12 protein-coding genes and 1 riboswitch are annotated in these 19,534 nt (G+C 73.9%); of the genes, 7 read left to right on the top strand and 5 right to left on the bottom strand.

The features are described from left to right. Nucleotides 1–18 precede the first annotated feature (18 nt). Entirely contained in the window at nucleotides 19–1,215 is a 1,197-nt protein-coding gene (locus FHS37_RS07415; RefSeq protein ID WP_184818306.1) for a C40 family peptidase, read from the bottom strand. A gap of 7 nt (nucleotides 1,216–1,222) precedes the next feature. Next, nucleotides 1,223–1,380: riboswitch (cyclic di-AMP (ydaO/yuaA leader) on the bottom strand. Between the two features lie 276 nt (nucleotides 1,381–1,656). On the opposite strand from FHS37_RS07415, the gene pcrA reads away from it, so the two are divergent. Further along, nucleotides 1,657–4,140 (top strand): DNA helicase PcrA, encoded by a 2,484-nt coding sequence (gene pcrA / locus FHS37_RS07410; RefSeq protein ID WP_184818304.1) that lies wholly within the window; start codon nucleotides 1,657–1,659, stop codon nucleotides 4,138–4,140. A 117-nt stretch (nucleotides 4,141–4,257) separates the two neighbouring features. Here the strand turns inward: pcrA and FHS37_RS07405 are convergent, their stop codons facing one another. Beyond that, nucleotides 4,258–5,820 (bottom strand): M23 family metallopeptidase, encoded by a 1,563-nt coding sequence (locus tag FHS37_RS07405; RefSeq protein WP_229889793.1) that lies wholly within the window; start codon nucleotides 5,818–5,820, stop codon nucleotides 4,258–4,260. 298 nt (nucleotides 5,821–6,118) lie between these two features. After that, nucleotides 6,119–6,985: an esterase/lipase family protein gene (locus FHS37_RS07400; RefSeq protein WP_184818300.1), complete on the bottom strand. Its 867-nt coding sequence runs from the start codon at nucleotides 6,983–6,985 to the stop codon at nucleotides 6,119–6,121. Nucleotides 6,986–7,407: 422 nt separating this feature from the next. Between FHS37_RS07400 and icmB the strand changes: the two genes are divergently transcribed. Next, nucleotides 7,408–7,824: a coenzyme B12-dependent isobutyryl CoA mutase small subunit gene (gene icmB, locus FHS37_RS07395; RefSeq protein ID WP_159535384.1), complete on the top strand. Its 417-nt coding sequence runs from the start codon at nucleotides 7,408–7,410 to the stop codon at nucleotides 7,822–7,824. Between the two features lie 422 nt (nucleotides 7,825–8,246). On the opposite strand, the gene FHS37_RS07390 is transcribed toward icmB, so the two are convergent. Then, nucleotides 8,247–9,899: a DUF5691 domain-containing protein gene (locus tag FHS37_RS07390; RefSeq protein WP_184818298.1), complete on the bottom strand. Its 1,653-nt coding sequence runs from the start codon at nucleotides 9,897–9,899 to the stop codon at nucleotides 8,247–8,249. 112 nt (nucleotides 9,900–10,011) lie between these two features. Continuing rightward, complete coding sequence (locus FHS37_RS07385) at nucleotides 10,012–11,367, bottom strand: SWIM zinc finger family protein (RefSeq protein WP_184818296.1); 1,356 nt, start codon at nucleotides 11,365–11,367, stop codon at nucleotides 10,012–10,014. Between the two features lie 132 nt (nucleotides 11,368–11,499). Between FHS37_RS07385 and FHS37_RS07380 the strand changes: the two genes are divergently transcribed. The 5 genes from FHS37_RS07380 (at nucleotide 11,500) to sucC (ending at nucleotide 19,514) form a co-directional block, all read left to right on the top strand. After that, the gene (locus FHS37_RS07380; protein ID WP_184818294.1) at nucleotides 11,500–12,669 is read left to right on the top strand and encodes an ATP-binding protein; all 1,170 of its coding nucleotides are present in this window, start codon (nucleotides 11,500–11,502) and stop codon (nucleotides 12,667–12,669) included. Between the two features lie 129 nt (nucleotides 12,670–12,798). Next, on the top strand, nucleotides 12,799–15,171 hold the full coding sequence (locus tag FHS37_RS07375; protein ID WP_184818292.1) for a DUF5682 family protein: 2,373 nt from the start codon (nucleotides 12,799–12,801) through the stop codon (nucleotides 15,169–15,171). Between the two features lie 64 nt (nucleotides 15,172–15,235). Beyond that, nucleotides 15,236–16,402: a VWA domain-containing protein gene (locus FHS37_RS07370; RefSeq protein ID WP_184818290.1), complete on the top strand. Its 1,167-nt coding sequence runs from the start codon at nucleotides 15,236–15,238 to the stop codon at nucleotides 16,400–16,402. A 182-nt stretch (nucleotides 16,403–16,584) separates the two neighbouring features. Further along, entirely contained in the window at nucleotides 16,585–17,562 is a 978-nt protein-coding gene (locus FHS37_RS07365) for a hypothetical protein (RefSeq protein ID WP_184818288.1), read from the top strand. A gap of 770 nt (nucleotides 17,563–18,332) precedes the next feature. Next, entirely contained in the window at nucleotides 18,333–19,514 is a 1,182-nt protein-coding gene (gene sucC / locus FHS37_RS07360; RefSeq protein WP_184818286.1) for an ADP-forming succinate--CoA ligase subunit beta, read from the top strand. Nucleotides 19,515–19,534 lie beyond the last annotated feature (20 nt).

Below are 19,534 nucleotides of genomic sequence, written 5' to 3'. Positions count from 1 at the left end.
CTCCGTTCCCCGCGCGGGTCAGGCGGGGCGCACGACGCTGTGGATCGAGGACTCGCCGTCGTAGTAGATCGACTCCTCGCGGACGTACGTGCCGGGCTTGGGGGCGTGGATCATCTTGCCGTTGCCGACGTAGACGCCCACATGGGTGACGTCGTCGTAGAAGAAGACGAGGTCACCGGGTCGCGCCTGGGACACGGGGACCGTCGTGCCGGCGTCCACCTGGTCGTACGTCGTGCGGGGGAGGGTGACGCCGGCGGCCTTCCAGGCGGCCTGGGTGAGGCCGGAACAGTCGTAGGACCCGGGGCCGGTGGCGCCCCAGACGTACGGCTTGCCGATCTGCGCGCGGGCGAAGGCGAGGGCCTTCTCGGCCTTGGCGGCGTACGAGGAGTCGGCCGACGACGAGGGCGGGACGGCCGAACCGGAGGACCCGGAGGCGTCCGACGTGCCCGACGCGCCGCCCTCCTGCTGCGCCTCCTCCTCCCGGGCCTCCTCCTGGGCCTTCTGCTGCTCCGCCTGCTGCCGGGCCAGTTCGGCGGCCTTGCGGGCGGCCTCCTCCTGCTTCTTCTCCTCGATCGCCGCGAGCCGTGCCTTCTCCTCGGCGGTCAGCTGCGACAACAGCTCGCGCGCGTCCGCGAGCTTCTTCTGGACGGTCGCCTTGGCCGTCTTCAGGTCGCTCTGCGACTCGGTCAGCGTCCCGAGGCTCTCGGTGGCCTCCCGGCGCTTCTCCATCGTCTCGGACTGCTGCGTGACGTACTCGTCGACCGCTTCCTTCTGGCGGCCGGTCATCCGGTCCATCAGCTGGTTCTGGTCGAAGAAGTCCTGCGGCGAGTCCGCGAGCAGGAAGGTCGCGGTGTCGGGGACGCCGGCGCCGGTCCGGTACTGGGCGGCGGCGAAGGACCCCAGTTCCTCCCGCGCCTCGTTGAGCCTCTGGGTGCGCTTGGCCACGTCGTCGAGGAGGGTGTCGACGCGCTTGCGCTGTTTCGCGGTCCTCTCCTTGGCCGCGTTGTACTTCTCGGTTGCCGACTCCGCCTGGCGGTAGAGGTCGTCGACCTTCTTCTCGACCTCCTCCAGGCTCGGCTTCCCGTCGTCCGAGGGGGCGGCGTTCGCCGTCTGGGACAGCAGGGCCACGGAGGTCAGGGCCGCCGTGGCGAGGGCGGGGGGCCGTATGCCGGCCACGCGCGTGCCGGGGGTGCGCGACTTGCGGTGCGACGCCAAGGGAGGCGACTCCTTCCAACGGTCCGCCTACCGGGTTAGCTGTCGGGTTCGGGCGGGTGGTTCGGAAGGGTTGCCCTACGGCCGCTCCGCGAGGGAGTGGGCCGATTCACCCCAGGGTCTCGGTTGGGTCCCCGGCTCCGGCCGCCGCGGCGGCGGTGACGGACTCGGCGGAGGCCGCACGGCCCGGCGGGGTTCGCCGGTGGGGGTCGAGCGGCCCGCCCGCACCGTAGCCAACTCGTGTGGCGCCTGTGAAGGTTGACGGGTGATATGCCCGATACATTTTCGTGACCTCGTGCGGCGTGTCACGCAGGGTGAGACGGCGGTGCCGACGGGTGCGCGGGGGCGGCGGCCGGGGCGGGGCACCGGACGGCCCCGGAATCCCGGGGGATGTTCTCCGGGTGGCCGCGGGCTGTCGGTGGAGCGGCCTAGACTCGGAGAGCGATGAGCAGCCTCTTTGACGAAAGCTTCCTGGCGGACCTCCAGGCCCAGCAGGGCCCCGCGGACGAGCCCCCACCGCCGCCCGAGGACGATCACGTGCCGGAGCCGGTTCCGGACGATCTGTTCGGCGGGAAGTTCGACGTGCCGCCGGACCGGGACGCCTATTACCGCGACGGTGCCCCGCGCCCGGTGATCGACTCCGCCGCCCTCCTGGAGGGGCTGAACGACAACCAGCGCGCCGCCGTCGTCCACTCCGGCTCCCCGCTGCTCATCGTGGCCGGCGCCGGCTCCGGCAAGACCCGCGTGCTCACGCACCGCATCGCCCACCTGCTCGCCGAGCGGGGCGTCCACCCCGGCCAGATCCTCGCGATCACCTTCACCAACAAGGCCGCCGGTGAGATGAAGGAGCGTGTCGAGCAGCTCGTCGGGCCGCGCGCGAACGCGATGTGGGTGATGACCTTCCACAGCGCGTGCGTGCGCATCCTGCGCCGCGAGAGCAAGAAGCTCGGCTTCACGTCGTCGTTCTCGATCTACGACGCCGCCGACTCCAAGCGCCTGATGGCCCTGGTCTGCCGCGACCTGGACCTCGACCCCAAGCGCTTCCCGCCCAAGTCCTTCAGCGCCAAGATCAGCAACCTGAAGAACGAGCTGATCGACGAGGAGGACTTCGCCGCCCAGGCCGCGGACGGCTTCGAGAAGACCCTCGCCCAGGCCTACGCCCTGTACCAGTCACGGCTGCGCGAGGCGAACGCCCTCGACTTCGACGACCTGATCATGACGACGGTCAACCTGCTCCGCGCCTTCCCGGACGTCGCCGAGCACTACCGCCGCCGCTTCCGCCACGTCCTCGTCGACGAGTACCAGGACACCAACCACGCCCAGTACGCCCTGGTCAGGGAGCTCGTCGGAACCTCCGGGCAGTCCGCCGACGCGCTGCCGGGCGCGGGCGAGGCGGCGCCCGCCGAGCTGTGCGTGGTGGGTGACGCCGACCAGTCGATCTACGCCTTCCGCGGCGCGACGATCCGCAACATCCTCCAGTTCGAGGAGGACTACCCGGACGCGACGACGATCCTGCTCGAGCAGAACTACCGCTCCACGCAGACCATCCTGAGCGCGGCCAACGCCGTCATCGAGCGCAACGAGTCCCGCCGCCCCAAGAACCTGTGGACCAACGCCGGCGCCGGCGCGCTGATCACCGGGTACGTGGCGGACACCGAGCACGACGAGGCGCAGTTCGTCGCCGACGAGATAGACCGCCTCACGGACGCGGGCAAGGCCAAGGCGGGCGACGTCGCCGTCTTCTACCGCACCAACGCCCAGTCCCGCGTCTTCGAGGAGGTCTTCATCCGCGTCGGCCTCCCCTACAAGGTCGTCGGCGGCGTCCGCTTCTACGAGCGCAAGGAGGTCCGGGACGTCCTGGCCTACCTGCGGGTGCTCGCCAACCCCGAGGACTCGGTGCCGCTGCGCCGCATCCTCAACGTCCCCAAGCGGGGCATCGGCGACCGCGCGGAGGCCATGATCGACGCCCTCGCCCAGCGCGAGCGGATCAGCTTCTCGCAGGCGCTGAGGCGCGTCGACGAGGCGTACGGCATGGCCGCGCGGTCGGTGAACGCCGTGAAGCGGTTCAACACGCTGATGGAGGACCTCCGGACGATCGCCGAGTCCGGCGCGGGCCCGGCCACCGTCCTGGAGGCGATCCTCGAGCGCACCGGCTACCTCGCCGAGCTGCAGGCCTCCACCGACCCGCAGGACGAGACCCGGATCGAGAACCTGCAGGAACTCGCGGCCGTGGCCCTGGAGTTCGAGCAGGAGCGCGGCGAGGGCGAGACCGGCACCCTGGCCGACTTCCTGGAGCAGGTCGCCCTGGTCGCCGACTCCGACCAGATCCCCGACGAGGACGAGGACGGCTCCGGCGTCATCACCCTGATGACCCTGCACACCGCCAAGGGCCTGGAGTTCCCGGTCGTCTTCCTGACCGGCATGGAGGACGGCGTCTTCCCGCACATGCGCGCCCTCGGCCAGACCAAGGAGCTGGAGGAGGAGCGCCGCCTGGCGTACGTCGGCATCACGCGCGCGCGTGAGCGGCTGTACCTCACCCGGTCGGCGATGCGCAGCGCGTGGGGACAGCCGTCGTACAACCCGCCCTCGCGCTTCCTGGAGGAGATCCCGGCCGCGCACCTGGAGTGGAAGCGGACGGGCGGCGGCTCACCCTCGCCCTCCGGGCCGGTCTCCGGGGTGGCGGCCTCGCTGTCGTCGTCCCGCTCCCGTTCGTCGGCGTCGGGCGCCTCCGGCTTCGCCACCCGCCGGACCGGGGACAGGCCCGCCGTGTCGCTGGCGGTCGGGGACCGGGTCACACACGACCAGTTCGGCCTCGGCACCGTGGTCGCGGTGAAGGGCACGGGCGCGAACGCGGAGGCGACCATCGACTTCGGGGACACCAAGCCGAAGCGGCTGCTGCTGCGGTACGCGCCGGTGGAGAAGCTGTAGTCGGACGCGGGGCCCCGCCGGGCGGGCGGCGGGGTGCGCCGGGCCGGGCCCGCCGGGCGGTCCGCGACCCGGAGCGCCACGACGGGAGCTCCCGCGTCGGGTCGGCGGGGTGGGCCCTCAGGCCGGGTCCAGGCCGTGGCTGCGCAGCCACGCGAGCGGGTCGATCGCCGAGCCGCCGCTCGGGCGGACCTCGAAGTGCAGGTGCGGGCCGGTCGAGTTGCCGGAATTGCCGGAGAACGCGATCGGGTCGCCGGCCTTCACGGTCGTACCCGAGGGGACCTGGTAGGTGGAGAGGTGGCAGTACCACGTCTCCGTGCCGTCCTTCGCGGTCACGATCATCATGTTGCCGTACGCGCTGTTGTACTGCGTGCGGACCGTGCCGTCGGTCGCGGCCAGCACCGGCGTGCCGTAGGACACGGGGAAGTCGATGCCGCTGTGCACCGACATCCAGTTGATGCCGGACTGGCCGTAGTAGGCGCTGAGGCCGTGCTGCGCGACCGGGAGCGCGAACTTCGGGCGCAACCGCTCCTTGCGGGCCGCCTCCTGCGCCGCCCGCTTGCGCTCGGCCTCCTGCTGGGCCTCGAGGTCGATGCGCTCCTGGGTGCGGCTGGCCCGGTCGGCGAAGTCGTCCGCTCCGGCGGCGAGGCTCTCGAGCTGGGTGTCCAGTTTGATGTTGGCGACGGACGGTTCCACCGGCTGTGCGTCCGCCGCGGTCGCCGCCGTCTTCTCCCCGCCGCCGTCGGTCAGGTCGCCGACGGAGGCGGCGGCGATCCCGGCGACCCCCATCACGCACGCGGAGGGCACGGCCACCGTCAGCAGCGCGGAGCGCTTGGGGGGCGTACGGCGGCGGGAGCGTGATCCGCCGCGCGAGGCCGCGCGCGGCGACGGGACGGCAGCGGCCTCCTCCTGCTCCTCGAGCAGGGACACCGCCGGCAGCTCACCCGTGTCGCCCGAGTCCCCGCGAGCGGGGTCGTCGTAGGGGTCCTGGTCCTCCGAGGCCGGGGAGTCGGAGTCCTGGGGAGGGAGGGCCGGGGACGACTGCGGGTCCTCGAACCGCTCGAACGCGGCGGTGGCCTGCTGGTCGAAGGGCTCGGCCTGCGGCCCGTGGGCGTCGGGGGCCGGGGCGGCGGCACCGCCGTCGGAGTTCCACTGCGTGGCGTCGTAGGCGCCGGTGTCGAAGGCCTGGGTGCCCCAGTCCCAGTGCTGGGTCTGGTCGGCGGGGTTCCCGGACTGGTCGGGCTGGAGCCAGGCACCCGCGTCCCACTGGCCGCTGACATCGGGTGCGGTGCCCTGCTGCGGGATCAGCGGCACGTGCTGCTGACCGGTGGTCCACGCCGTCGCGTCGTAGGCGCCGGTGTCGTAGCCGGCGTGCTGCTGGGCCGCGTACGCGTCGTACTGTGCGGCGGCGTGGCTGCCCGTGGACCAGTGCACGGTGCCGTACGCACCCGTGTCGTGGCCGTCGCCCGGGAGGTCGCCGAAGAGGGGGTCGGTGGCGAAGCCCGCGAGGGTGTGGCCGCCGGTGCCGAAGCCGGTGGGGCCGAGGCCGGCGGTGTCGTGGCCGCCGTACGGGGTGAAGTCGCCGTACTGGGCTTCCTGGGTGCCGTACGACGCGTAGGGCGCCGAGGCGGCGTCGGAAGCCGGGGCCGGGGCCATGGTCCCCGACGGGTGACGGTCGTTCACCAACTTCTCTTTCGCCTCGACAACAGGGGCTGCCAGAGCAGTGCGGCGACTGTACCCGGCGGTACGCGGGCGCGACAATCTTCGGCAGGTTTCACGCGCGCAGGAAACGGGCAATCGGTCGTCTTTTGGCGGACTGCGGGCGTGGTCTTGGCCCTGTGTTCGATGTTTGTTCGAGGTGGTGTACGGGGCGACGGCTTAAGTGGGCCGGACCGGACGGCCGTTGTTCGGGTGAGGGAGCCGCGCCGATCCGGTCGCGGGCGTGTCGCCGGCTCCGGGCGTGTCGTGCGCCGCCCCGCCGTCAGGCGACCGTCAGGCCCTCCGCACGGCCCGAGGACGGCTCGCCGGGGTGCGCCGTGTCCAGCGCCTGCCGTATGCCGGTCGCCACGGCCGGGTGCACGGGCAGTGCGAGGTGGCCGACGCCGCTCACCTGCACGTTCTGCACCATCAGGTCCGGGTGCTCGATGCAGGCCGTCTCCAGCGGCTCCATGATGTGGTCGAGGTCGCTCCAGAAGGCGACGAAGTACGTACGGCAGCCGGGTGAGGGCAGGGCGAGTTCCTCGAGCACCGGCGACCCGGGGCGCATCTGGCGGACGATGGGGTGCGCGTTGGCCAGCGGCGCGACGCGGGTGCCCGAGTGCGGGGTGCCGAGCGTGACGAGTGTCCGCACGCGGGCGTCACCGCCCAGTCGCTGCACGTAGTACCGCGCGATCAGTCCTCCGAGGCTGTGCCCGACCACGTCGACCCGGCTGCTGCCCGTGCGCTCGCAGACCTGCTCTATGTGCCGGCCGAGCAGTTCGGCCGCGATGCGGATGTCGCAGGTCAGGGGCGAGTAGTTGAGCGATTCGATCTGCTGCCTGCCGTGCTGGACGAGGCTGCGGCGCAGCAGGACGAAGACGGAGCGGTTGTCGATGAAGCCGTGCAGCAGCACGACCGGGGGCTTGGCCTCCCTCGGCAGCCGCGCGGTGCCGCCCGGTGCGGACGGTGCGGGAACCGGGCCCCGTCGCTCCTGGACGATGCCGGCGGGATAGAGCAGGAGGTGGCCCGCCAGGATCGCGAGCTCCAGGGCGGTGGCCTTCAGCAGGGCCAGGGAGAGATCCGCCAGCCGGTTCGGCAGAAGACGCCGACAGAGCGGCAGGAGGGGAAGAGCTGCCTGGGTGACCTTCATGGCCGACCTCCTGTCGGCACGCGGGAGGATGGCTCCGTCCCCCGTGTGCCCTCATGGGGAATCGCGACGAGAGCGGTCGACGGTGCGCGTGTGCGGCGCGTGGAGGGTGTGCGGTGGTGCGGCCTCGTTGCGGATTCCTTGTGCGCATGGTCCCACCGTTGCCCGCGTGTCGCACGGGCACCCGGTGCGGGGGCCGTGGGGCCCCGGGACGCTGCGCGGCGAACGTGTCCCACCGTGTGATTTGCCCCTCCCTCCGCACCGCGAAACTGCCGGTTGCGGGATGCTGGAGATAACGTTCGTTCACTTCCCCGGTCGGTCCGGGCCGAGGGGTCCGTGCCGCGGTGGCACGCCCGGCGCAGTGGGCGGCGGAATGTGCGGTACTTGTCGGTACGGATGGATGTAGTCGCTTCATGGAGGCAGTGATGGGTGTGGCAGCCGGTCCGATCCGCGTGGTGGTGGCCAAGCCGGGGCTCGACGGCCACGATCGCGGGGCCAAGGTGATCGCGCGGGCGCTGCGCGACGCCGGTATGGAGGTCATCTACACCGGGCTCCACCAGACCCCCGAGCAGATCGTCGACACCGCGATCCAGGAGGACGCCGACGCGATCGGCCTGTCCATCCTCTCCGGCGCGCACAACACGCTCTTCGCGGCGGTGATCGACCTGCTCGAGGAGCGGGACGCCGCGGACATCCTGGTCTTCGGCGGCGGGATCATCCCCGAGGCGGACATCGCCCCGCTGAAGGAGAAGGGCGTCGCGGAGATCTTCACCCCGGGTGCGACCACGGCGTCCATCGTGGACTGGGTCCGCGCGAACGTGCGCCAGCCCGCGCAGGCGTAGCCGGCGGCCCCCGGCGCCCGGGCCGGGACGTGGGAGGCGCGCGGTCGCCGCAGGCCACCGCTTCGGCGGTGCGGAGCGGGCGGCGCCGACCGGGGCGGAGGAACCGGACCGGTCGGTCGGCCCGAGGGGACCGGCCGGTGTCCCGGGGCCGATCCGGTGGGGCAGGTCCCCGAGGCCGGACGGGTCGGCCGGTGTCACAGGGCTGGACGCGCCGGACGGGGCCGCGCGGCCGAGGCGGCCGGTCAGGGGGCAGGGGCCGGGACGGCCGGCCGGGGCGGCGGGACGGGGTCCACCCGCCGGGACGGCGGGGCGGGACCGGCTCGCCGGGGCTCCGGGCCTCAGGCTCGCGGTGCTCGGACCCGCAGGGTCCGCGTCCGGGTCGCCCGGGCCCGCGGCGCCCGGAGTGTTCGGCGCCGTGGCGTTCAAGCTTCTGCCGGGGTCAGCTCCTCCAGCATGGCCGCGCGCAGGCGCAGCGTCGTGACCAGGCGCTGGAAGGCTTCCGCCCAGTAGCTTCCGGCTCCCGGTGAGGCGTCCTCCGGCTCGTCCGGCACCGCCAGGAGCGCGTCGAGCCGACTTGCCTCGGAGGGGTCGAGGCAGCGTTCGGCCAGGCCCATGACTCCGCTGAAACTCCATGGATAACTCCCCGCGTCCCGCGCGATGTTGAGCGCGTCGACCACTGCCCGGCCGAGCGGCGCGGCCCACGGCACCGCGCACACTCCGAGCAGCTGAAAGGCCTCGGACAGGCCGTGTGTCTCGATGAACCCGGCCACCCACTCGGCCCGATCGGCGGCGTCCAGCGTGCCGAGCAGCTCGGCGCGTTCGGCCAGGGACACCGCTCCCGGGCCGCCGGCCTCCGGTGCGGAGGGCTCGCCGAGCAGCGCCCGGGACCACCGGGCGTTCCGCTGCCGCACCGCCGCCCGGCACCATGCCGCGTGCAGTTCGCCCTGCCAGTCGTCCGCCACCGGCAGGGCGACGATCTCCCGGGGCGTACGCCCGCCGAGCCGCCGCGGCCAGCTGTCGAGCGGTGCCGCCTCCACCAACTGGCCCAGCCACCACGACCGTTCACCCCGCCCTGCGGGGGCCTTGGCCACCACGCCGTCGCGTTCCATTCCCGCGTCGCACTCGTGCGGTGCCTCGACGGTGATCGTCGGGGTGTCCTTCGTGTGGTCGACGGCCACGCACGCCCCGGCCCTGACCGCCATCCGTCCCGCGAGCGCCGAATCGGGCAGCGCCGACAGCAGCTCCGCGGCCGTCGCCCGCACGTTGCGGCTGCGGTCGGCCAGGGCCCGTTCCAGGAAGGGCTCGTCGTCCGGACCGAGGCCGGTGCGCAGGGAGTCCAGGAACATGAGCCGGTCCTCCGCACGCTCCACCGCCCAGGTCGCCGCGAGGAGACCGCGTGCGGCGGAGGGCTCGCGGGAGCGCAGGGAGGTGAGGAGCGCGACCCGCTCGGCGAAGAGTCCTTCCTGCCAGAGCCGGTCGATCCCCTCCGGGTCGCCGGGACCGGGCACGGACGTGCTCTCGCCCGGTGCCGAGCGCAGGGCGAACCGCCAGTCCGGGTTGAACCGGGCCAGCCACAGGGCGCGCGGTCCCGCGAACCGCAGGGCCGCCGGACGCAGGTCCGTACGTCCCCGCGCGGCGTCGAGCAGGGCGGGCAGCGCGGCGGGGGGCGCCGCGAAACCGCGGGCGTTCGCCGCCGCCAGCCACTGGGGCAGCAATTCCATGAGATCCGGTGCCGTGCCCCGGCGGCCACCGCCGGAGCCGCCGGGGCGGTCGGAGAGCAGCAGTGCGAGCCGGCGGGCGGCGGCGGGCGGCAGCGGTGGGCGCGGGTCCTCGGGGGCGGGCTGCGGGCGCCGTGCCGCCCGGGCCGGACGCAGCCCGGCGCGTCGCCGTACGGTCGCCGCGGCCGCCGCGTCCAGCAGCGCCACCGGTGCCCCGGGGCCGGGCGCGCAGCCCGCCGGTGTGCGCCGGTCCGTACCCAGCAGGGCCGCGGTGACCAGGTCCTCCCAGGTGTCCGGGAGGGACGGGCCCGCGGTGTCCGGGAGGGACGGGCCCACGGCGGCGGTGGTCCTGCTCATGAGCTTCCTTTCCGTCGGACGTCCCGGAGCGGTCGAGGACCCGGGTGTACCGGGTGTCCAGTGATGTACGAAAAATTCATGAGGTGGGTGGGACCGGGAGGGAACGCGCGGTTCAGCACAGCGACACCGCCTCACCGGGTCCCTCCGGCCATGCCGCCAAGGGGGTGAACCCCTGGTGGCCGCACTCGCCGAAGACCTTGACCGGGACGCCGCCCGACAGGGCGACCAGCCGCCACAGGCCGGGGCGGGACCGCGCGGCCGGGGTGACCGGCAGGGCCGTGTCCCCGTCGGCGTCCGCCAGCTGCCAGCCGTCGCCGTCCGGGACCGGCACCACCCGGTCCAGCGTCACCGGGACCGAGTCCAGCCAGGGGTCGTCACGCAGCGCCTCGCCGTAGCGGGCGACCGCCCGGGCCGTCGTCGTCCCCGGTGGCCGCGCCGCCGTCGGCACGGGGGGTGCGAACCGCTCGCCCAGGGCCGCCCTCGGCTGTCCCGCGCCCGGATACGCGGACAGCTCCGCGTCCAGGGCCAGTCCGACCGGCAGCGCGATCTCGGGGGCACGGCCCGCGGCCCCGTAGGAGAGGAGCAGCGCCGTGCGCCGCGAGTCGGTGCCGTACAGCCAGACGCGGCGGGTCGTCAGGCGGGAGTCCGCCGTGTCGTACTGGGCGAGTACCAGCCAGCGGTCCCGCACCGGCGGGCCGTCCGCCGAGGAGGGCAGGCCGACGCGGGAGCGGACCGTCGCGGCGAGGCCCTCCGGCAGCCGCTCGCGGCGCAGCCAGCCCTGGTCGAGGAGGTGGAGCAGCGCGCACTCCTCCAGCAGCCGCACCGGCCAGCCCGGCCCGGTGCCCGGGATCGCCCCCAACTCCCGCACCCGGGCGGCCAGCCCCTGCGCCTGGGCGTCGACCATGCGGGCCGCCGTCTCCTCCCACAGGCCGTACCCGGGCTGCTCCGCCGCGGCCAGACCACCGCGGAGCAGGTCCGCCAGGCGCTGCTCCAGCTCCGCCGCGCCCGCGGTGACCCGCTCGGCCCGGCGCTCCGCCCTGCGCCGTGCCGCCTCCGGGTCGGCGGACCCGGACGGGGAACCCGAGGAGTCCGCGGTCCGTTTCCGCTCCGCGCGCCCGCGTCGGCCCGCGAGCCACTGCTCCGCCCACTCCGGAGCCCCCGCCCGCGGCACCACCCCGTCCCCGCCCGCCCAGAGCAGCAGCAGACCGAGCGCGTGCTTGCACGGGAACTTACGACTCGGGCAACTGCACGTGTACGCGGGCCCGGAGGCGTCCGCGACGTCGACGACCGTCCGGTACGGCTCGCTGCCGCTGCCCTTGCACAGCCCCCACACCGCCCCCTCGTCGGAACTGCCGGCCTCCGACCACGGACCGGCCGCGCCGAGTTCGCTTCCCGCTTTGCGTGACGCGGTGTCAGGCGCCAGTGCCAGCACCTGGTCCGCGGTCCAGCGCACCCCCTGCTGAGTCATGCCGTCGAAGGTATGCCCCGGCACTGACAATCGCTCCGGCGGACACGTAATGGCAGGTCAGAGCGATTGTCAGTGGTGTGGTGCACGGTGGGTGGCAGATCCGAGCCAGCCGAGCTGGAGGGGGACTCAGCCATGTCCGCGTCCGTTGAACCGACGTCCGTCGACCCGAGTCAGAGCGGCTCCGCGCCCGCGAACACGGGCGCCACCCGTCCCACCCGCACGGCGGAGGCGCTGCGCCCGCACGCGGAGGACGCCTACGCCGCCGAACTCGCCGCGCTGGCGGCGCAGGACGACCGTCCGCGCCCGGCCCGCTGGCGGCTCTCGCCGTGGGCCGTGGCGACCTACCTGCTCGGCGGCACGCTGCCGGACGGCACGGTGATCACGCCGAAGTACGTCGGTCCGCGCCGCATCGTCGAGGTCGCCGTGACCACCCTCGCCACCGACCGCGCCCTGCTGCTGCTCGGCGTGCCCGGCACCGCGAAGACGTGGGTGTCCGAGCACCTGGCCGCGGCGGTCAGCGGCGACTCGACCCTGCTGGTGCAGGGCACGGCCGGCACCCCGGAAGAGGCCATCCGCTACGGCTGGAACTACGCCCGGCTGCTCGCCCACGGCCCCAGCCGCGACGCCCTGGTGCCCAGTCCGGTGATGCGGGCCATGGCGGAGGGGATGACGGCCCGCGTCGAGGAGCTGACCCGCATCCCGGCCGACGTCCAGGACACGCTCATCACCATCCTGTCGGAGAAGACCCTGCCGATACCGGAGCTGGGCCAGGAGGTGCAGGCGGTCCGCGGTTTCAACCTGATCGCCACGGCCAACGACCGCGACCGCGGGGTCAACGACCTGTCCAGCGCCCTGCGCCGCCGCTTCAACACCGTGGTGCTACCGCTGCCGGAGACCCCCGAGGCGGAGGTCGACATCGTCTCGCGCCGGGTGGACCAGATCGGCCGCTCCCTCGACCTGCCGGCCGTGCCCGACGGCATCGACGAGATCCGCCGTGTCGTCACCGTCTTCCGGGAGCTGCGCGACGGGATCACCACCGACGGCCGGACGAAGCTGAAGTCGCCCAGCGGCACGCTGTCGACCGCCGAGGCGATCTCCGTCGTCACCAACGGGCTGGCGCTCGCCGCCCACTTCGGCGACGGCGTGCTGCGGGCCGGGGACGTCGCCGCGGGCATCCTCGGCGCGGTCGTCCGAGACCCGGCGGCGGACCGCGTCGTCTGGCAGGAGTACCTGGAGACCGTCGTCCGCGAGCGCGACGACTGGAAGGACTTCTACCGGGCCTGCCGGGAGGTGAGCGCGTGAACACCTCGATGTGGGGCGGAAAGCGCAGGAGAGCAGCGGCCCCGGGTGCACAGGCCCGCGGGACCGGGGCGGACCGGCGTGCGGGCGGGGCCGAGGACGCCGGTCGGGCCCGGCGGCGAGGGGGACCCTGTGACGGGCGTTGACCGCACGGAGGGGAGCGCGTCCCCCGCGGGGTCGCATCTGCTCGGCGTACGGCACCACGGGCCGGGGTCGGCACGGGCGGTGCGGGCGGCGCTGGAGGAGGTCCGGCCGGGGATCGTGCTGATCGAGGGCCCGCCCGAGGCCGACCCGCTGATCCCGCTCGCCGCCGAGGAGGACATGCGGCCGCCGGTCGCCCTGCTCGCCCACGCCGTGGACGAGCCCGGCCGCTCGGCCTTCTGGCCGCTGGCCGGGTTCTCCCCGGAGTGGGTCGCGATCCGCTGGGCGCTGGAGCACGGAGTCCCGGCCCGCTTCATCGACCTGCCGGCCGCCCACACGCTGGCGTGGAGGAAGGACGGGGCGGAGGACGGGGACGGCCCCGTCCCCGGTTCCGGGGACGCCGGACCGGGCGCCGACGCACGGGTCGATCCGCTCGGGGTGCTCGCCGGCGCCGCCGGGTACGACGATCCCGAGCGGTGGTGGGAGGACGTCGTCGAGCACCGGGGCGTGGGAGAGGGCGACGCGCTCGCGCCGTTCACCGCGCTGGAAGAGGCCATGACGGCGCTGCGGGAGACGTACGGCAGCGGGGGGCACGACCGGGACCCGGTGCGCGAGGCGTACATGCGGCTCCAGGTCCGGGCGGCCCGGCGGGAGTTCGAGGACGGCGTGGCCGTGGTGTGCGGGGCCTGGCACGTGCCCGCGCTGCGGCGGAAGGCCACCGTCGCCGCCGACCGGGCCCTGCTGAAGGGGCTGCCCAAGGTCAAGACGGACATGACCTGGGTGCCCTGGACCAACCGCAGGCTGTCCCGGGTGAGCGGGTACGGGGCGGGCATCGACTCCCCGGGCTGGTACGGGCACCTGTTCGGCGCCCCGGACCGGCCGGTCGAGCGGTGGATGACCAAGGTGGCGGGGCTGCTGCGGGACGAGGACCGGATCGTGTCGTCCGCGCACGTCATCGAGGCCGTACGGCTGGCGGGGACACTGGCCGCGCTGCGGGGCCGTCCGCTGCCCGGGCTGGGCGAGACGACCGACGCGGTACGGGCGGTGATGTGCGAGGGCTCCGACGTGCCGCTGGCGCTGGTGCACGACCGGCTGGTCGTCGGGGACGTGCTGGGGGAGGTGCCGGCGACGGCGCCCGCCGTGCCGCTGCAGCGGGACCTCGCGCGGATCCAGCGCCGGCTGCGGCTGAAACCGGAGGCCGCGGAGCGGGAACTGGAGCTCGACCTGCGCAAGGAGACCGACGCCGGGCGCAGCAGACTGCTGCACCGGCTGCGGTTGCTCGGCGTCGCCTGGGGCGAGCCGGCCGCCTCGCGCGGGAGCACGGGCACCTTCCGGGAGACCTGGCGGCTGCGCTGGGAGCCGGAGCTGTCCGTACGGATCGCCGAGGCCGGGGTGTGGGGGACGACCGTGCTGGCCGCCGCGACGGCCAGGGCCGAGGCGGACGCCGTCGCCGCGCAGGGCCTCGCCGAGGTCACCGGGCTCGCCGAGCGCTGCCTGCTGGCCGAGCTGTCCGACGCGCTGCCGACGGTGATGCGGATCCTCGCCGACCGCGCCGCCCTGGACACGGACGTCGGGCACCTCGCCCAGGCGCTGCCCGCCCTGGTCCGCTCGCTGCGCTACGGCGACGTGCGCGGCACGGACACCGCGGCGCTGGCCGAGGTCGCCGCCGGCCTCGCCGAGCGGGTCTTCGTCGGGCTGCCTCCGGCCTGCGCCGGGCTGGACGCGGACGCCGCCGAGGAGATGCGGCGCCATCTCGACGCGGTGCACGGGGCGGTGGGCCTCCTCGGCGACGCCCCCGCCCCCGGCCACGGGAACCTGCGCGCCCGCTGGCAGTCGGTGCTGCGGACGCTCACCGCGAGGGACACCGTGCCCGGCGTCCTGCGGGGGCGGTCCGTACGGCTGCTGCTGGACGACGGGGAACTGGCACAGGACGAGGCGGCGCGGCTGATGGGCCTGGTGCTGTCACCGGGCACGCCGCCGGCGGACGCGGCCGCGTGGATCGAGGGCTTCGTCGGCGGCGGTTCCGGGGGCGGGATGCTGCTGGTCCACGACGAGCGGCTGCTCGGGCTGGTCGACGCGTGGCTGACGGGGGTCCCGGCGGAGGCGTTCACGGACGTACTGCCGCTGCTGCGGCGGACGTTCTCGGCGTACGAGCCAGGGGTGCGGCGCACCCTCGGCGAACTGGTCCGGCGCGGACCCGGGAGGCGGGGGAGCGCGGCGGCCGCCGGTTCCGGCACACCCGGCTTCGCGCCCGGCCTGGACGACGCGCGCGCGGACGCCGTGCTGCCGGTCGTGCGGCTGCTGCTGGGGCTGGACGGGGGCGACGGGGAAGCGCGTGCCGGCCTGGCGGAGGCGGCGCGATGACGGACCCACGACCACGGCGACACCACGACACCGGTGACACCGGCGACGACAGGGGGAGGAGCGCATGACGACCACGACGGACCCGGCGGGGGAACGGCTGCGGCGGTGGCGGCTCGTGCTCGGAGGGGACGCGGCCGACGGGACCGGGTGCGCGCTGTCCGGGCGGGACGCCGCGATGGACGGTGCCCTCTCCGCGCTCTACGGCAAGGGGGACAGACCACAGGGGCAAGGGGGGCGTGAGCGTTCGGCGGGCCTCGGGGCGTCGGCGCCGTCGGTGGCGCGCTGGCTCGGGGACATCCGGACCTACTTCCCCTCCTCCGTCGTCCAGGTCATGCAGCGTGACGCCATCGACCGGCTCGGACTGTCCACCCTCCTGCTGGAACCCGAGATGCTCGAGGCGGTCGAGGCCGACGTCCATCTCGTCGGCACGCTGCTGTCGCTCAACAAGGTGATGCCGGAGACGACCAGGGAGACGGCACGGGCGGTCGTGCGCAAGGTCGTCGAGGACCTGGAGCGGCGGCTCGCCACCCGCACCCGGGCCACCCTCACCGGCGCCCTCGACCGCAGCGCCCGCACCGGCCGGCCGCGCCACCACGACATCGACTGGAACCGCACGATCGCGGCCAACCTCAAGCACTACCTCCCGGAGCACCGGACGGTCGTGCCGGAGCGGCTGGTCGGCTACGGGCGTGCCTCGCAGTCGGTGAAGAAGGAGGTCGTCCTGTGCATCGACCAGTCCGGGTCGATGGCGGCGTCCGTCGTCCACGCGTCGGTGTTCGGGGCGGTGCTCGCGTCCATGCGGTCGATCAGCACGCGGCTCGTCGTCTTCGACACGGCGGTCGTCGACCTCACCGACCAGCTCGACGACCCGGTGGACGTGCTGTTCGGCACGCAGCTCGGCGGCGGTACGGACATCAACCGGGCACTGGCGTACTGCCAGTCGCAGATCACCCGGCCCGCGGAGACGGTGGTCGTGCTGATCAGCGACCTCTACGAGGGGGGGATACGCGACGAGATGCTCAAGCGGGTCGCGGCGATGAAGGCCTCGGGGGTGCAGTTCGTGGCGTTGCTCGCGCTGTCCGACGAGGGTGCGCCCGCGTACGACCGCGAACACGCGGCGGCGTTGGCCGGGCTGGGCGCGCCGGCGTTCGCCTGCACGCCCGATCTGTTCCCGGAGGTGATGGCGGCGGCGATCGAGAAGCGGCCGTTGCCGATACCGGACGCGGCGTGAGCGGTTCCCTTCCTGGAGGGGCCGTCGGACGCGGTGGGCCGGCGAAAACGGACATGACCAGCCATCGGTGACGGAGGACTTGCGCACCCTCCGGAGCCGCGTGCGAGGATCGGCGCCGTTCGATTCCGGCGGGTGAGGCGTCCCCCCCGCCCGTCCCGCCGCCCGGGAGGAACCGCCCCCTCTTGACCTGGTCAGCAGCGTTGTCCGGTGCCGCTCTGCGCACGATGCGCACGGCGGTCGGGCGGCGTGCGCTCGAAGTGGCGCTGCTGGTGGGTGCGGTGTTCGTGCTCGGGATGCTGTGCGGGGAGCGGGCACAGGCGGCGGACGGCATGCCGGGGGAGACGGCCCCGGTCTCTCCCTCCACTGGAACCGCCGGGACGGTCGGGACCGCGGTGCCCGATCCGGTGAACAGCGCCCGGACGGCGAAGCTGAACGGCGGGGCCCGGCCGGTCGCCGGCCGGACCCCGCCGGCCGACTCCCGGAAGAGCGAGGCCGTGGGGACGCCGGCGGCCGACCCGGTCCCTCTGCCGCTCGGCACCCTGGGCCGGTCCGTGGGGGAGCGGGTCGTACGGCCGGTCGGGGAGCTGGTGGGCGCGGTGACGGGCCGGTCGGCCGTGTCGCCGGAGGAACTGCCCGCGCTGCCCGGCCTGACGCGGCCCGCTCCGCTGCCGTACCTCCCGGGGCCGCCCGCCGTTCCGGGGCACGCCCTCCCCGCGCCGATCACGCCCGGCCCGGAGCCGGAGGCGCCCGCGCCGCGGCCGGAAACCCCGACCGCTCCGCCGCCGCCGTCGGCCGACGCGTCGTCCGTCCCGCAGGGACGGGCCGGAGCCGTGGCGCCCGTCGCGTTCGGCCCGGACGCCTCCGCCTCCGTCGACACCGTCGACGCCGACGGCACGACGCGCGGCGGCGAGGGACACGGCGCCCCGCGGGGCGCCGCGCACACCGAGCCGGCCCCGGCACCCCACGCCCCCGCCGACCAGCCGGACGGGGCGGTGGGCCACCGTTCGACCGCGGACAACGGCGCGCCGCGGCACGGTGACGCACACGCCGTGACCCCGTGTCCCCGCCCGCCGCTCCGCCTGGTGCCCGGCGCCACCGAGCACGCCGAGGCGACCGGGACGCGGGACCGGCACCGGGACGTTCCCGTCCCACCCGCTTAGGGGACGGCCGCTTCCCTCGCCGTGCGTGCGTACGCGCGAGGGCGCAGCAGGCACACCCGCCCGGACACCCCGTGTCCCGACGACCGGAAGACGTCCCCGGCCTCCGAGCGCGCCCGATGCACGTCCGGGCCTCGGAACCTCAGGATCCAAGGATCTGCCACCCATGAACAAGGACATCCGCCGTTCCCTCGCCGTAGCCGCCGTAGCCGCCGTAGCCGCCGTAGCCGCCGGTGTCACCGGGGCCGAGGGCCTCGCCGAGTCGGTCACCCGTGCGTGACTCCCGTGCGTTACCCCGGGTGCGTCCGGCGTGAACCGCATGTGAACCGCATCTGACTCACGGGTAACCCATGACTCCGCGGGGCATCAGACCCCGGACGGCCGAAAGCCATCGGTGCGTTCGGTCGAGACCCCGTGGAGGGGGACCGGCCCCCATTGGGGTGGGGGTCGTTTCCCCGCACCCCGGGGGAGCAGGGCGTTCGCCGCTCCTCCGGGGTGTCCCACGGCCTCACCGGGTCAACCCCAGCCCGGTGAGGCCCCTCACCGTCGGCACGCCGTGCCAGGGAGGGCGGCATCATGTGACAGGTATCACCGCTCACGTGTGACTCGTGATTTAGAGAGGTCCGCCGTGCGGCGATAACCTGCGAGATGGACATGCCGCGCGCTCGGACACCGTGTGCGCCTCCCTTGTGACACAGCGGACGTCACGTTGCCCTTCGCGGCACGCCCACGCATCCAACGAACCGCGAGATCACTGATAGGGACGGAAGCGCGTGGACCTGTTCGAGTACCAGGCGAGGGACCTCTTCGCCAAGCACGGTGTACCGGTGCTGGCCGGTGAAGTCATCGACACGCCTGAGGCGGCGCGCGAGATCACCGAGCGGCTGGGCGGCAAGTCGGTCGTCAAGGCCCAGGTGAAGGTCGGTGGTCGCGGCAAGGCCGGCGGCGTGAAGCTGGCCGCCACCCCGGACGAGGCCGTCGCCCGCGCGACGGACATCCTCGGCATGGACATCAAGGGCCACACGGTCCACAAGGTGATGATCGCCGAGACCGCTCCGGAGATCGTCGAGGAGTACTACGTCTCCTTCCTCCTCGACCGCGCCAACCGCACCTTCCTCTCCATCGCCTCCGTCGAGGGCGGCATGGAGATCGAGGAGGTCGCGGCCACCCGCCCCGAGGCCGTCGCCAAGATCGCGATCGACGCCATCGACGGTGTGGACGAGGCCAAGGCCCGCGAGATCGTCGAGGCCGCCAAGTTCCCGGCCGAGGTCGCCGACCAGGTCGTGAACGTCCTCGTCAAGCTGTGGGAGGTCTTCGTCAAGGAGGACGCCCTCCTGGTCGAGGTGAACCCGCTGGCCAAGGTCGTCTCCGGTGACGTCATCGCCCTCGACGGCAAGGTGTCCCTGGACGACAACGCCGAGTTCCGCCACCCCGAGTTCGAGGAGCTCCAGGACAAGGCCGCGGCCAACCCGCTCGAGGCCGCCGCCAAGGAGAAGAACCTCAACTACGTCAAGCTCGACGGCGAGGTCGGCATCATCGGCAACGGCGCGGGTCTCGTCATGAGCACCCTGGACGTCGTCGCCTACGCCGGTGAGGCCCACAAGGGCGTCAAGCCCGCCAACTTCCTCGACATCGGCGGCGGCGCCTCCGCCGAGGTCATGGCGAACGGCCTGGAGATCATCCTGGGCGACCCGGACGTCAAGTCCGTCTTCGTCAACGTCTTCGGTGGCATCACCGCGTGCGACGCCGTGGCCAACGGCATCGTGCAGGCCCTGGAGCTGCTCAAGAGCAAGGGCGAAGAGGTCAACAAGCCGCTGGTCGTGCGCCTCGACGGCAACAACGCCGAGCTGGGTCGCAAGATCCTGACGGACGCGAACCACCCGCTCGTTCAGCAGGTGGACACCATGGACGGCGCGGCCGACAAGGCCGCCGAGCTGGCTGCTGCCGCGAAGTAAGGGACGAGGTCACAGAACAC

Origin of the sequence: Streptomyces griseomycini (genome assembly GCF_014203535.1) — a bacterium.
In the GTDB taxonomy this organism is placed as follows: Bacteria; Actinomycetota; Actinomycetes; order Streptomycetales; family Streptomycetaceae; genus Streptomyces; species Streptomyces griseomycini.
The sequence above is the reverse complement of the archived record's forward strand: the minus strand, read 5'-3'. Positions and strand labels throughout refer to the sequence as shown.